This window comes from Bibersteinia trehalosi (assembly GCF_004346205.1).
Taxonomy (GTDB): domain Bacteria; phylum Pseudomonadota; class Gammaproteobacteria; order Enterobacterales; family Pasteurellaceae; genus Bibersteinia; species Bibersteinia trehalosi.
Genome location: NZ_SMAM01000001.1, coordinates 307580 through 320623 on the forward strand (window position 1 = coordinate 307580; position 13044 = coordinate 320623).

At 41.8% G+C, this 13044-nt stretch carries 10 protein-coding genes and 1 riboswitch; of the genes, 6 read left to right on the plus strand and 4 right to left on the minus strand.

Going from position 1 to position 13044, the window contains the following annotated elements; all coding sequences use genetic code 11:
• Positions 1–123 precede the first annotated feature (123 nt).
• On the plus strand, positions 124–816 hold the full coding sequence (gene tsaB, locus EDC51_RS01485) for a tRNA (adenosine(37)-N6)-threonylcarbamoyltransferase complex dimerization subunit type 1 TsaB (RefSeq protein ID WP_131927981.1): 693 nt from the start codon (positions 124–126) through the stop codon (positions 814–816).
• A gap of 64 nt (positions 817–880) precedes the next feature.
• Here the strand turns inward: tsaB and lysC are convergent, their stop codons facing one another.
• Positions 881–2233 carry a lysine-sensitive aspartokinase 3 gene (gene lysC / locus EDC51_RS01490; RefSeq protein ID WP_131927982.1) on the minus strand — a complete coding sequence of 451 codons (1353 nt, stop codon included), beginning with the start codon at positions 2231–2233 and terminating at the stop codon, positions 881–883.
• A gap of 96 nt (positions 2234–2329) precedes the next feature.
• A riboswitch (Lysine riboswitch) is annotated at positions 2330–2519 on the minus strand.
• A 201-nt stretch (positions 2520–2720) separates the two neighbouring features.
• Here lysC and mepA point away from each other — a divergent pair.
• The 5 genes from mepA to EDC51_RS01515 all read left to right on the plus strand — a co-directional run bounded on the left by mepA (position 2721) and on the right by EDC51_RS01515 (position 9461).
• Positions 2721–3545 (plus strand): penicillin-insensitive murein endopeptidase, encoded by an 825-nt coding sequence (gene mepA, locus EDC51_RS01495; protein WP_131927983.1) that lies wholly within the window; start codon positions 2721–2723, stop codon positions 3543–3545.
• An 89-nt stretch (positions 3546–3634) separates the two neighbouring features.
• The gene (locus EDC51_RS01500; protein ID WP_131927984.1) at positions 3635–5542 is read left to right on the plus strand and encodes a DNA topoisomerase III; all 1908 of its coding nucleotides are present in this window, start codon (positions 3635–3637) and stop codon (positions 5540–5542) included.
• 42 nt (positions 5543–5584) lie between these two features.
• Positions 5585–6913 carry a Xaa-Pro aminopeptidase gene (gene pepP, locus EDC51_RS01505; RefSeq protein WP_131927985.1) on the plus strand — a complete coding sequence of 443 codons (1329 nt, stop codon included), beginning with the start codon at positions 5585–5587 and terminating at the stop codon, positions 6911–6913.
• A gap of 190 nt (positions 6914–7103) precedes the next feature.
• A complete protein-coding gene (serC, locus tag EDC51_RS01510) occupies positions 7104–8186 on the plus strand; it encodes a 3-phosphoserine/phosphohydroxythreonine transaminase (RefSeq protein WP_131927986.1) in 1083 nt (360 codons plus the stop codon).
• A gap of 57 nt (positions 8187–8243) precedes the next feature.
• Positions 8244–9461: a DUF711 family protein gene (locus EDC51_RS01515; RefSeq protein WP_131927987.1), complete on the plus strand. Its 1218-nt coding sequence runs from the start codon at positions 8244–8246 to the stop codon at positions 9459–9461.
• 52 nt (positions 9462–9513) lie between these two features.
• Here the strand turns inward: EDC51_RS01515 and purK are convergent, their stop codons facing one another.
• The 3 genes from purK to purD all read right to left on the minus strand — a co-directional run bounded on the left by purK (position 9514) and on the right by purD (position 12906).
• Positions 9514–10650, minus strand: coding sequence for a 5-(carboxyamino)imidazole ribonucleotide synthase (gene purK / locus EDC51_RS01520; protein ID WP_131927988.1), 1137 nt, complete (start codon positions 10648–10650; stop codon positions 9514–9516).
• Positions 10643–11134 (minus strand): 5-(carboxyamino)imidazole ribonucleotide mutase, encoded by a 492-nt coding sequence (gene purE, locus EDC51_RS01525; RefSeq protein ID WP_131927989.1) that lies wholly within the window; start codon positions 11132–11134, stop codon positions 10643–10645. Before purE ends, purK begins: the two co-directional genes overlap by 8 nt.
• Before the next feature lie 512 nt (positions 11135–11646).
• Positions 11647–12906, minus strand: a complete 1260-nt coding sequence (gene purD / locus EDC51_RS01535; RefSeq protein WP_131927991.1) for a phosphoribosylamine--glycine ligase — start codon at positions 12904–12906, stop codon at positions 11647–11649.
• Between the last annotated feature and the right edge of the window lie 138 nt (positions 12907–13044).

A 13044-nucleotide genomic window follows, 5' to 3' on the forward strand; every position in this document is an offset into this window, starting at 1 on the left:
TTGCATTTTCCCTAAAACAAAAATCGTATCAAAGGCGGAGGTAATCTGCCCTATAAAACGATTAACGAAACCGTAGGGGCGAATCATATTCGCCCTTAGTTTATTTAAATTAGAAGATGAAAGATGAAACCAACCATTCTCGCTCTAGACACTGCAACTGAAGCCTGTTCTGTTGCATTACAATATCAAAACCAAATTACTCACACAGACGAACTCAGCCCAAGAACCCACACGCAACGTATTTTACCGATGGTTGATGAGCTACTCAAAACTCAACATATCAGCCTGAAAAATGTAGATTATCTTGCTTTTGGACGTGGACCAGGCAGTTTCACTGGCGTGCGTGTTGGTGTGGGCATTGCACAAGGTTTGGCACTCGGGGCAGAATTACCTGTTGTTGCGGTCTCTAATCTTATGACCATGGCAGAGCAGGCTTATCAACAATTAGGGGTAAAAGAAGTTGTTGCGCTGATTGATGCAAGAATGAATGAAGTCTATTTTGCTCAATTTTCAAGAGATGATAATGGCTGGCATGAAATTATCACAGAACAAGTTTGCTCCCCAGAAAAAGCGATTGAACAGATCCAACAAGATCGCAAACCAACTATTGTCGGTACAGGTTGGTCGGCTTATCCGCAATTTGCCCAAGCGAATCTAGCTGTTTCAGTGAGTGAAATCACTTTGCCATCCGCTCGTTTTATGTTGCCACTGGCAGAATTAGCAATCAAAGTAGGCAATACGCAGTCAGCGTTAGATATTGAGCCTATTTACCTGCGGAATGAAGTTACTTGGCAGAAATTACCACACAAGCGGTAGAATTTACTGGAAAAAGTGCAAAAAGAAAGGACAGCATAAAGCTGTCCTTTTCATCTTTTATAGATTATTCAAATAGCGCAGCGTGTAATGCGCGAATCACATTATCTGCTTCTTCCATTTTCACTAAAGTACAAACGTTATTGGTGCTTGCACCATAGCTAATTAAACGCACATTATACGGAGCTAATGTTTCAAATAACTGTTTAGCAATACCTGATTGTGTGTGTAAGTTATTGCCAATAATGGCGACTAAAGCTAAATCACTTTCAACTTGTACATGGCAATATTGACGCAATTCTTCCAATAATTCAGGTGAAAGCATGTCTGCACCTGAAGAAGCAGAGCCTGTTTTATCTAATGTTAATGCAACACTCACTTCAGAAGTGGTAACCACATCAACTGAAATTTTATGGTTTGCTAAAATAGCAAAGACTTTTGCTAAGAAACCTTGTGCGTGCAACATACTTAGGCTTGAAAGCGTGAGTAATACTTGATTACGGCGTAACGCTAATGCACGGAATGTTGGGCGTGGTTGCGGATCACGGGTTACCCAAGTGCCGCCTTGCTCTGGTGCTTTGCTTGAGCCTACATAAACAGGGATATTGCTACGCACTGCTGGGAGTAATGTTGATGGGTGTAATACTTTCGCACCGAAAGTTGCCATTTCCGCGGCTTCGTTAAATGCCATTGTATCAATACGTTTGGCTTGTGGCACAACGCGAGGGTCAGTGGTGTAAATACCTGGCACGTCTGTCCAAATTAACACATCGTTGGCATTCAATACTTCTGCTAATAGTGCGGCTGAATAGTCGCTACCGCCACGACCTAATGTCGTTGTTTTACCTTCATCATCGCGCCCGATAAACCCTTGAGTGATCACAATTTTACCACTCTCAATTAATGGCTTAATCACCGTATCAGATTGCTGTTGGGTTTTCGCATCATTTGGAGCAGCCTTGCCATAGTGGTTATTTGTCGCAACAACGTCACGTACATCTACCCAAACTGCAGGGAAATGACGTTCATTTAATAATTGTGTAAAAATTTTGGTGGACATCATTTCACCATGGCAAATTAACTCATCCGTTAATGCAGCGGATGTTGCAAGACTGGCAGATTCTGCTAATGCGGTAACGTGTTCTAAAAGCGCATCAATTTCCGCAGAAATAGTGTCTTTTTGCTGTAATTGTTCAATAATATTGTATTGAATTGTGCGAACAGCATCTAAAATCTCTTCACGGCGAGCCAATTCGCAACCGTTTGCCAATTCAACTAAATAATTGGTTACGCCAGCAGATGCCGAAAGTACCACAACTTTGGTGTTGGGATCTTGAGTAACAATATTTGCACAAAGAGTCATTGCATCAAAGTTTGCAACGCTAGTACCACCAAATTTTGCAACAGAAAGATGAGACATAATAAGAATTTCCTATAAAAATAAAATGTGTTTACAAAATTAGAGGTCGAAATTTGAGATAGGAAATTGTGATGAGTTACTTTTGGGTTTGTTGAGAACTTTAAGAGCACTCCATTCAAACGGCTTAAAACCGATTTAAACGACAGCTAATAGGATTCAACCTGCTTAGCCGATGTTCATTCCTGATCTAGTGAATTCACACCTCGGCAATCACTCCCATCACTTATTCTCAAACGGCCTAGTTACCTAAAATAAGTTGCCTGAGTGTTGCGCCTCTCCCGCTATAATTCGCATTATAACTTTTTTTCGCTTTGGGATACTTCCCAAAATAAAAAACGTGCATAGAAATAACGTTTTATTGCTATTCTGTCAAACAACATTTTATAAAAAAGATATGCCTGCCTAAATAATAGGCTTTTTGCTTTTATGGAACCCTTTTACTAGAATGTAGTCTGTCAATAATTACGGTTTTAATAAAGGACTTTCAATGAAATTACTCAAACTTGCCTTAGCTTCTTCGCTTGCAATATATTCTTTTTCTAGTTTTGCTACCCCGTGGGAAAGTATTAAGACCCCAGTAGCGGGTAAAGCACAATCTATTGGCGGCTACAGCAATGGCTGTATTATTGGCGCTCAACCACTCGAATTAAAAGGCGAAGGCTATCAAGTTATTCGTTATCAACGTAATCGCTATTATGGTCATCCCAATTTATTAGCGTACCTACAAAACCTCGGAAAAAAAGCAAAACAAGCAGGGTTACCGCCTATTTTAATTGGGGATATGGGTATGGTCGCAGGCGGACGTTTCTCATCAGGACACGCCAGTCACCAAACAGGGCTTGATGCAGATGTTTGGTTACGTTTCGGGCCTATGGACGATAAAACCGCCGCAAAACCAGATGGATTAGGTTTGCTTGTTGTTGATCGTGAAAAGCAAGTGATTAATTCAAATTGGAAGCCAGAGCACGCCAAATTAATTAAAATAGCTGCGCAAGATCCGCAAGTTGATCGTATCTTCGTAAACCCCGCAATTAAAGTACAACTTTGCTCAACCGCAGGGCAAGATCGAGAATGGCTACGCAAAATCCGCCCTTGGTATTATCACGATTCTCACTTCCACGTTCGTTTACGCTGCCCAGCAGATGCACCACATTGTGAAAACCAAGCGCCAGTGCCAACTGGTGATGGTTGTGGCGCAGAACTTTATTCTTGGTTTGAACCAGCTAAACCAAGCAGCACACCAAAATCTAAAACACTACCTCAACCCCCTGCACAGTGCCAAATGTTGCTTTCTGAACGTGGGCTAAATTAATCCATAATGTGGGGCATTGCCCCCTTTCTTAAATACAAGCGGTCAAAATTCGCTTAAAATTTGCAAATTTATGTTTATTGAAATTACCTATGCGTCTATTTATTGCTGAAAAACCTAGTCTTGGGCGGGCGATTGCCGATGTTTTACCGAAACCACACACCAGAGGCGATGGCTTTATTCAGTGTGGCGAAGGGGATACGGTAACTTGGTGTATCGGCCATTTACTTGAACAAGCCGAGCCAGATGCCTACGATGAACGCTTTAAACTGTGGCGAATGGAGCATTTGCCGATTGTGCCAAGCCAATGGAAGCTCATTCCCAAAAAAGAAACGCTTAAACAGTTTAAAGTGGTTGAAAAACTCATCAAACAAGCAGACCAAATTATCCACGCTGGCGACCCTGATAGAGAAGGGCAGCTTTTAGTGGACGAAGTATTCGGCTATCTCAATTTGGAAAGCGAAAAACGCAACCAAATCCAACGCTGTTTAATCAGCGATCTGAACCCTAATGCGGTGAAAAAAGCGATTGAAAAATTGCAAAATAATCGAGATTTTATCCCGCTTGCAACGTCAGCTTTGGCTCGTGCAAGAGCCGATTGGCTGTATGGAATTAATATGACTCGAGCCTATACCTTGCAAGGGCGTTGGGCAGGCTATAGCGGCGTGTTATCGGTAGGCAGGGTACAAACACCCGTGTTAGGCTTAATCGTTCGCCGTGATTTAGAAATTGAGCATTTTGTGCCAAAAGACTATTTTGAAGTACTTGCCCATGTCGTCGTGCCAGAAACGCAAGAACAATTTAAAGCTCAATGGCAACCAAGTAAAGCGTGCGAAGATTATCAAGACGATGAAGGACGGGTACTTTCCCGACCTTTAACGGAAAATGTGGTCAAACGCATTACCAATCAGCCTGCAAAGGTGGTGGATTATCAAGATAAAATGGAAAGTGAAACGGCACCATTGCCTTATTCGCTCTCTGCGTTACAAATCGATGCGGCACGTCGTCACGGTTTGTCAGCTCAAGCCGTACTGGATATTTGTCAAAAACTGTACGAAACACATAAACTGATCACTTACCCTCGCTCAGATAATCGTTATTTGCCGAATGAGCATTATGCGGATAGGCATAAAGTGATGGCGGCTATTTCGCATCATTTAACCGAATATACCGAAAAGCCAGAAGCAATTGATTCAAACCGTAAAAATCGCTGTTGGAATGACAGCAAAGTTGAAGCTCACCACGCGATTATCCCCACTGCACGACAAGGTAATGTAAATTTAACCGAAAGTGAACGCAATGTTTACCGCCTGATTGCTCGCCAATATCTCTTGCAATTTTGCCCCGATGCAGAGTATCGCAAAGGCAAAATCGAGCTGAATATTGCTGGGGGAGTATTTACAGCGTCAGCTCGAAATTTAATTGTGGCAGGCTGGAAATCGCTACTCGGCAAAGAAGATAGCGATGAAATTTTTGAACCACTTTTACCCAAAGTGCAAAAAGGGCAGACGTTGCATTGCGAAAAGGGTGAAATCGTAGAGAAGAAAACCCAACCACCACGCCATTTTACCGATGCGAGTTTAATGTCAGCAATGACAGGTATTGCCCGCTTTGTGCAGGATAAACAGCTCAAAAAAATTCTCAGAGAAACTGACGGCTTAGGCACAGAAGCCACTCGTTCAGGCATTATTGAACTGCTGTTTAAACGAGGATTTCTGATTAAAAAAGGGCGGAGCATTCACAGTACAGAAACGGGTAGAACCTTAATTCAAGCACTACCTGAAATTGCCACTCAACCAGATATGACAGCACACTGGGAAATGCAACTAACGGATATGAGCAAAAAACAGGTGAGCTATCAGCAATTTATGGCACAGCTGACAGGCAGATTACCCGATCTACTCAGATCGCCTAATAGCCAAGTATTACAGCAACTTGCCAAATTAAGTCCGCCGAAAAAAACGTGGTCAAAAACAAAAAAATCTCCGCAAAAAAGTTGATTGTGCTAGAATCCAAGCATTTTTTGATGCTTGGGTTTTACTATGGATCTTGCTTATCTCGCTAAACTTCCTCAATCTGAATTTACCGCTCGCCGTGAACGTGTATTTGCTCAAATGCAGGATAATTCTGCGTTGGTAATTTTTACTGAGAGTGAAAAACGTCGTAATCACGACTGCGATTATCTTTTTCGCCCTGATAGTTATTTCTGGTATCTCACAGGTTTTGCCGAACCACAATCTGCACTGTTGCTCGTTAAAAAAGCAGGGAAGTGCGAGAGTATTATTTTCTTGCGAGAAAAAGACCCACTAATGGAAACGTGGAACGGTAAGCGATTAGGCACGGCTCAAGCCCCAGCCGTTTTGGACGTGGATCAAGCGGTCGAAATTGAGCAATTTTCTGCAAAATTTGCAGAAAAAGTCGCAAATCTTACCGCTTGTTACTATGCTTTTGGCATACAGGAATGGGGCGATAAACTTATTTTTGATGGTTTGGAACAGATTAAAACCGCCCGTCAAAAAACGCCAATAAACTTGATTGATTGGCAGCCGATGTTGAGCGAAATGCGCTTAATTAAATCAGAATTAGAAGTCGCATTAATTCAAAAAGCTTGCGAAATTTCTGCACTCGCCCATATCCGAGCAATGAAACAGACTCGCCCTAATCGCTATGAAATGGAAATTGAAGGTGAAATTCAACACGAATTTACTCGTTTCGGGGCAAGATTTCCTGCCTACAATACGATTGTTGCAAGCGGTAGCAATGCTTGTATTCTTCATTACACTGAGAATGATCAAGTGCTAAAAGATGGCGATTTATTGTTGATTGATGCTGGGGCGGAGTTTGCGATGTATGCAGGTGATATTACCCGAACATTCCCAATTAACGGCAAATTCAGCCCAGCCCAGCGAGAGATTTATCAGCTTGTACTCAATGCTCAAAAAGAAGCGATGAAATTACTCGCCCCAAATTCGTCAATTAAAGTGGCTAATGATAAAGTGGTGGAGATTATGACCACAGGCTTAGTAGAATTGGGGATTTTAAAAGGTGATGTTGTCACGCTTATCCAAGAAAAAGCCTACCGCCGTTTCTATATGCACGGTTTGGGGCATTGGCTCGGGCTAGATGTTCACGATGTGGGGAATTATGGCGAAGATCGAAGTCGATCCCTAGAAATTGGAATGGTACTTACTGTTGAACCGGGATTGTATATCCCAAATGAAGAAGATATTCCTCAAACATATCGGGGAATTGGTGTGCGAATTGAAGATAATGTGCTGATTACCGATTATGGCTGCAAGAATTTAACCAGTGGCGTACCGAAGGAGATTGAGGATATTGAGAGTTTGATGGGAGTAAACTCCCCTCTTTAGTAGAGAGCAGAGGGAAATTTAACAGAATAGATAACGAAGAAATACTTTGTATAAACTAGAAAAACTCTCTATTCATTCTCTCACTTCGTAAATGACTATTGCCAAATCTCCCCTAACCCCTTTTTGCTAAAGAGGGGAATTTGATATAGATTTTCAACTTAACAAAAAACAACCAAAAGGAACAAACACAATGACGCAAATTTACAACTTTAGTGCAGGCCCAGCAATGATGCCAAAAGCCGTATTGGAACAAGCTCAAAATGAACTATTAAACTGGCAAGGTTTAGGCACTTCGGTCATGGAAGTAAGCCATCGTGGCAAGCCATTTATGGAATTGATTGGCGAAGCGGAAGCGGATTTCCGTAAGCTGTATAATATTCCTAGCAACTACAAAATCTTATTCTTACAAGGTGGTGCAAGGGGGCAGTTTGCAGCAATTCCGATGAATTTAATCGGTGAAAAAGGCAAAGCACTTTATTTAACCAGCGGACACTGGTCGGCAACCGCAGCGAAAGAAGCTCGCAATTTCTGTGAAATTGATGAAGTGAATATCTTGGAAGATAGCGAAACGCTAAAAGTGAAAAACTTAGATTTCAGCAATATCGCTGATCAATATGACTACGTTCACTATTGCCCAAATGAAACCATCAGCGGTGTGGAAATTTTTGATGTGCCAAATGTAGGTAATGCAGTACTTGTGGCAGATATGTCGTCAAATATCATCTCTCGTCCAATCGATATTGCTAAATTTGGTATTATTTATGCGGGTGCACAAAAAAATCTCGGCCCATCTGGGATTACGATTGTGATTGTACGTGAAGATTTAATTGGTAAAGCGCGCAAAGAAACTCCAAGTATCTGGAACTATCAAACGCAAGCGAATAGCGATTCCATGATCAACACCCCACCGACTTTTGCGTGGTATCTCTGCTCATTAGTGTTCAAACATTGGTTAAGTGAAGGTGGCATTGCAGAAATTGAAAAACGCAATGCAGAAAAAGCAGAGTTGCTGTATCGCTATATTGATAACAGCAAACTTTACCGCAATGTTGTAGCAAAAGAGAACCGTTCATTGATGAATGTAACGTTCACGACTGGTGATGATGAACTCAACGCAAAATTTATGGCACAAGCTCTAGAAAATGGTTTACAAGCCTTAAAAGGACATAAAGTGTTAGGTGGAATGCGTGCATCAATCTACAACGCAATGCCTGTTGAAGGCGTACAAGCCTTGATTGAATTTATGCAGAAGTTTGAGAAAGAGAATAGCTAATTAGTTATTTTGTTTGGGCGGATTATTTCCGCCTTATTTATTTGAGAAATTTATATAATGTCTTATACCGATAAATCTTTATGCCGTGTTCGGACCGTAACGTTATTTTTATCACTTAGTTCGGATCGTTCAACATGGGCGGGGCGTTTAAACTTCGCTAAGCAACAATTTGATAAGCTTGTACCAGCTATTCAAGCTAAAGGTTATACCGTGCAATCTATTCGTATTGTAACTAATGCCTTTGGGGAATACCTCAATTTAGCTTCATTAGAAACTGCAAAAGCCGATTTAGCTTACCTAAAACAGTTATTAAATGAGCTAAATGATACTGGATTACGCATTCGTTTTGCCATTGGTGAAGCGAAAACCAAGAAAGAAATGGCGATCTTACCTGATCTGATCGCAGAGTATGGGGATTTAGCCAATGCTTGCGTGAATGTAGCCCAAGATCAAAATGGGATTTTGGATAATGAGCGTATTACACAAGCGGCTGAAATTGTGCAAAAAATTGCAAAAATAACACCAAGGGGTGAAGGTAACTTCAACTTTACCGTTAATTTTAATTGCCAGCCATTTATTCCTTATTTCCCAGCAGGCTATCATTCATCAGATTTGCCTGATAGTCTTGTGATTGGCTTTGAAACACCTGATTTACTTTTGGATGTCATAAAAAATATCCCAAAAGAAAATCACAATGACTTATTATATCAAGCTCGTCAAGCAATGTCACAAGCTCTGCAATATCATGTTGATGAAGTGCGACAAGCGGTAAATTCTGCCGAATCTTCTGCAAATTTACACTTTGCTGGCATTGATAGTTCAGCGGCTCCGTCAAAAAATTGTGCTTCAATGTGTGAGCTTTATCAACAGCTTGGAGTGCCTTATTTTGGGGCAGCTGGAACAGTAGAAATTTCATCATTGCTCACTTCCGTGTTCAAATCCGTCAAAAATGTGCCTTTAGTGGGATTTTCTGGTTTAATGCTTGCGGTTGTAGAAGATACAGGTTTAGCAGCAGGAGCAAATACTGAATATGATATTCGGTCATTGCTAACTAATAGTGCTGTTTGTGGCATTGGATTAGATACTGTCCCTATCCCTGAAAATACGACAATTAGTCAAATTGCAGCTTTAATGCGAGATACGGGAACAATGGCATTCCGTTTAAATAAACCTTTAACTGTGCGTTTATTTCCTATTCCCAATCGGCATTCTGGCGAAATGACTTATTTTGAAAGTGATGATTTATGTAACGGGCAAGTTCTAGCAGTAAAGTAGATCAAAATAAAAAGCAGAGAATTTTCTCTGCTTTTCGTTATAACGTAACGGATTAGAATTTTTCTTTTACATCTACAAGACTTGCCAACCATTCCGCTTTTTCTGCTTCCGACCCCAATAAAGTGAAATGCCCCATTTTGCGTTGTGGTTTCGCATCACCTTTATTGTAAAGGTGGAACATTGCTTGTGGGTAGCGGTTGAAAAGTTCGGGGAGATCGGCAATGTGCTGACCGAGCAAATTCACCATCAATGCAGGGCGGTGTTGGTAAATTGGCTGTAAGGCTCTGCCTGTGATGGCAAGGATATGCTGATCAAATTGGGAAACGTTACAGGCTTCCATTGTGTAATGTCCGCTGTTATGGGGGCGTGGAGCGAGTTCGTTTACCACTAAGCCGCCATCTTTTTTCACAAAAAATTCAATCCCACAAACTCCTACTAATTCCCCATTTTCAGCAATTTTACGTGCATATTCTTGCACGTTCGCGACTTGTTCTGCGGAAAGTTGAGCGGGTGCGGAGCTGGTAAACAGAATGCCTTTGCAGTGTTCGTTTTGGCTAACAGGGAAAAAATCTACCGATCCGAGCTGATCTCTTGCCACCATTACCGACACTTCAAACTCAAACGGGCAGAATGCTTCGGCAATACACGGCTGTTGCAACAGTTTTTCCACTTCGGCTTGTTGGGCAAGCAATTCAGCCTGACGGTCAATTTTTATTTGCCCTTTGCCGTCATAGCCAAAACGAGCAGTTTTTATAATCACAGGGTAGCCGTGTGATTTTGCAAAATTTTCAATATCTTGCACCGCTTGCACTTCGGCAAAATTCACCACAGGCACACCAAGAGAAGCGAGCCACGTTTTTTCTTTAATGCGATCTTGCGAGGTTAAAAGCAGTTTTGTGCCTTGCGGTAGATTTGTCTGGCTATGCAGCGTTTGCAAAATTTCGCCGTTGATATTTTCAAATTCATAAGTGAGTACATCAACTTTTTTCGCAAAAGCGAGTAGGGCATCGGCATCGTTAAAATCGGCAACGGTGTGCCAATCAGCAACGGCAAAACCGCAAGATGTAGCGTTTGGATCAAACATTGCCACACGATAACCCATTTTTTGAGCGGATTGCGCCAGCATTTTACCGAGCTGCCCCGCTCCAATAATGCCGATAGTTGCGGTTGGAAGGAGTGTTTTAATCATTTAAATTCTCACTACTAGAAAGGGCGAGTTGATATTGCTCTTCACGGTAATTCACAAGAGCTTGGCGGATTTTTTCATCATTAACGGCAAGCATTCGGGCGGCTTGTAATGCCGCATTTTTCGCACCAGCAACCCCAATTGCCATTGTTGCCACAGGCACGCCAGCAGGCATTTGCACAATAGAAAGCAGGGAATCCACGCCACTTAATGTACTGGATTTAATCGGCACACCAATCACAGGGAGTAAGGTTTTTGCTGCAATCATACCCGGTAGATGAGCCGCTCCACCAGCAGCAGCGATAATAATTTCTACACCATTATCCGCAGAAGTTTCCGCAAAACGGAACATTTCATCAGGCATACGATGGGCTGAGACCACAGCTTTGCTGTAAGTGATGCCGAGTTGATCAAGCAATTCACAACAAAATTTCATTTGAGCCCAGTCGGATTGACTGCCCATTACGATGGTGATTTTTGGGATCATTGTTATTCCTTATTTTTGTAAATCTAGAAAATAGAGTTCGGTGCATTTACCTGTTACTTTTCTTTGCTTCGCCAAAGAAAAGTAACCAAAAGAAAGGCGACCCGAGCAAAATTGCTTATCCGCCCTTTGTTGCGATTTTCTTAACGGAAAATTTGTAAACTCGCCAACTACGTTGGCTCAAACAGTACAAATTTTCCTAAAAACCGCAAGTCGGTCGGGCAATTTTGATGGGACAAACGGTGCACTATTCGAGGTTTTTTACAAAATCTATTTTGCAAAATTTTTATTAAAAATCACCGCTTGTTACGACCGATCGGGTTCCCTTCTGAACCGCCTGAGCGACTTTGAATTTGCAGGAAAAATTCCTTGTTTGAGCCGTCAGGCGAGTTTGGAATTTTTCCGTTAAGCAAATTCAAACAAAGCGAAGATCTGCGGTTCAGCAGGGCGTGCTTTCTTTTGCTACTTTTCTTTGCACGAGCAAAGAAAAGTAGAGAGTATTTCAAAGTGAGAGATTAATTTCTCTGTAAATCCTTCCCAAACCCAATATCTCTCCGATAAAACGACTTCTCAATCTTCACTTTTTCAAGCAATTCATACACTGCTTTGCGTGCTGAAATGAGATCATCTTGTTGGGTAGTAACCATTAAAATACGCCCACCGTTTGCGGTGAGTTTGCCGTCTTTTTCGGCCACACCAGCAAAACAGACATTCTCCATTGGGAAATCATCGGCAAAATGGATTTTCATTCCTTTGGCGTAATCTTGTGGATAGCCTTCTGCGGCAACGATAACACCTAATGATGTTTTGTTGGAAAGTTTGACATCAATATCGCTTTTCGCAAGATGAGCTGAAACTAAATCAAAGAAATCGGTTTCAATTAACGGCAGTAAAATTTGTGTTTCAGGATCGCCAAAGCGAGCGTTAAATTCAATCACTTTAATGCCACTTTGTGTTTGCATTAGCCCAGCATAAAGAACACCAGTATAAGGCGTGCCTTCTTTCACTAATTGGGCGAGCAATGGACGTAGTACCTTATTCATAATTTCTTGCTCAATAGCACTATCCACCCATTGCAATGGTGAATAAGCCCCCATTCCGCCTGTATTTGATCCCTCATCATTGTCGTAAGCACGCTTGTAATCACGAGCAAAACCAATCGGGATAATGTGTTCGCCGTTTACCAATATGAAAAACGAGAGTTCTTCGCCTGTCATAAATTCTTCAATCACCACCGGACTATTCAGATCTATCATCATTTCACGTACGGTATTTTTGGCTTCTTCTAAGGTTTGAGCGATAACAACGCCTTTACCTGCGGCTAAACCGTCTTGCTTGATTACGATAGGCATTGATTGGCTTTCAAGGTAAGCGGTAGCTTTTTCCAACTCTTTTGCAGAAAAAGATTGATAACTTGCGGTCGGTACATTGGCTCTATCCATCACACCTTTGGCAAAGGCTTTTGAAGACTCCATTTGTGCCGCATATTGGGTTGGCCCTACGATGGGCAAATGATGAGCATTGAAATCGTCCACAATCCCTTCTGAGAGAGGCACTTCTGGCCCAACGAAAGTGAATGCGATATGGTTTTCTGCAACAAATTGACGGAGTGCAGGGAAGTCAGTGATGCCGATATTGACGCATTCAATTTTACTTGATGGCATACCAGCGTTGCCTGGTGCAACAAAAACGTTTGCGACTTTCGGGCTACGTTCAAATGCTTTGGCTATGGCGTGTTCACGACCCCCTGAGCCGATAATGAGCACATTGTTCATATTATAAATTCTCCTAAAAATCCCTCTCCCTTTTAAGGGAGAGGGTGGAGCAAATTCATAGAATTTGCGGAGGGAGAGGGATTTGCAAAATTTTTGCGGAAAACTACCGCTTGTTACCCTCTCTCTGCCAAAATTGCT

Excerpts from the sequence above, each read along its gene's own strand:
- purE (WP_131927989.1), bottom strand. The coding sequence starts at position 11,134 with ATGATCCCAAAAATCACCATCGTAATGGGCAGTCAATCCGACTGGGCT.
- EDC51_RS01500 (WP_131927984.1), top strand. The coding sequence starts at position 3,635 with ATGCGTCTATTTATTGCTGAAAAACCTAGTCTTGGGCGGGCGATTGCC.
- purK (WP_131927988.1), bottom strand. The coding sequence starts at position 10,650 with ATGATTAAAACACTCCTTCCAACCGCAACTATCGGCATTATTGGAGCG.
- mepA (WP_131927983.1), top strand. The coding sequence starts at position 2,721 with ATGAAATTACTCAAACTTGCCTTAGCTTCTTCGCTTGCAATATATTCT.
- pepP (WP_131927985.1), top strand. The coding sequence starts at position 5,585 with ATGGATCTTGCTTATCTCGCTAAACTTCCTCAATCTGAATTTACCGCT.
- serC (WP_131927986.1), top strand. The coding sequence starts at position 7,104 with ATGACGCAAATTTACAACTTTAGTGCAGGCCCAGCAATGATGCCAAAA.
- EDC51_RS01515 (WP_131927987.1), top strand. The coding sequence starts at position 8,244 with ATGTCTTATACCGATAAATCTTTATGCCGTGTTCGGACCGTAACGTTA.
- purD (WP_131927991.1), bottom strand. The coding sequence starts at position 12,906 with ATGAACAATGTGCTCATTATCGGCTCAGGGGGTCGTGAACACGCCATA.
- lysC (WP_131927982.1), bottom strand. The coding sequence starts at position 2,233 with ATGTCTCATCTTTCTGTTGCAAAATTTGGTGGTACTAGCGTTGCAAAC.
- tsaB (WP_131927981.1), top strand. The coding sequence starts at position 124 with ATGAAACCAACCATTCTCGCTCTAGACACTGCAACTGAAGCCTGTTCT.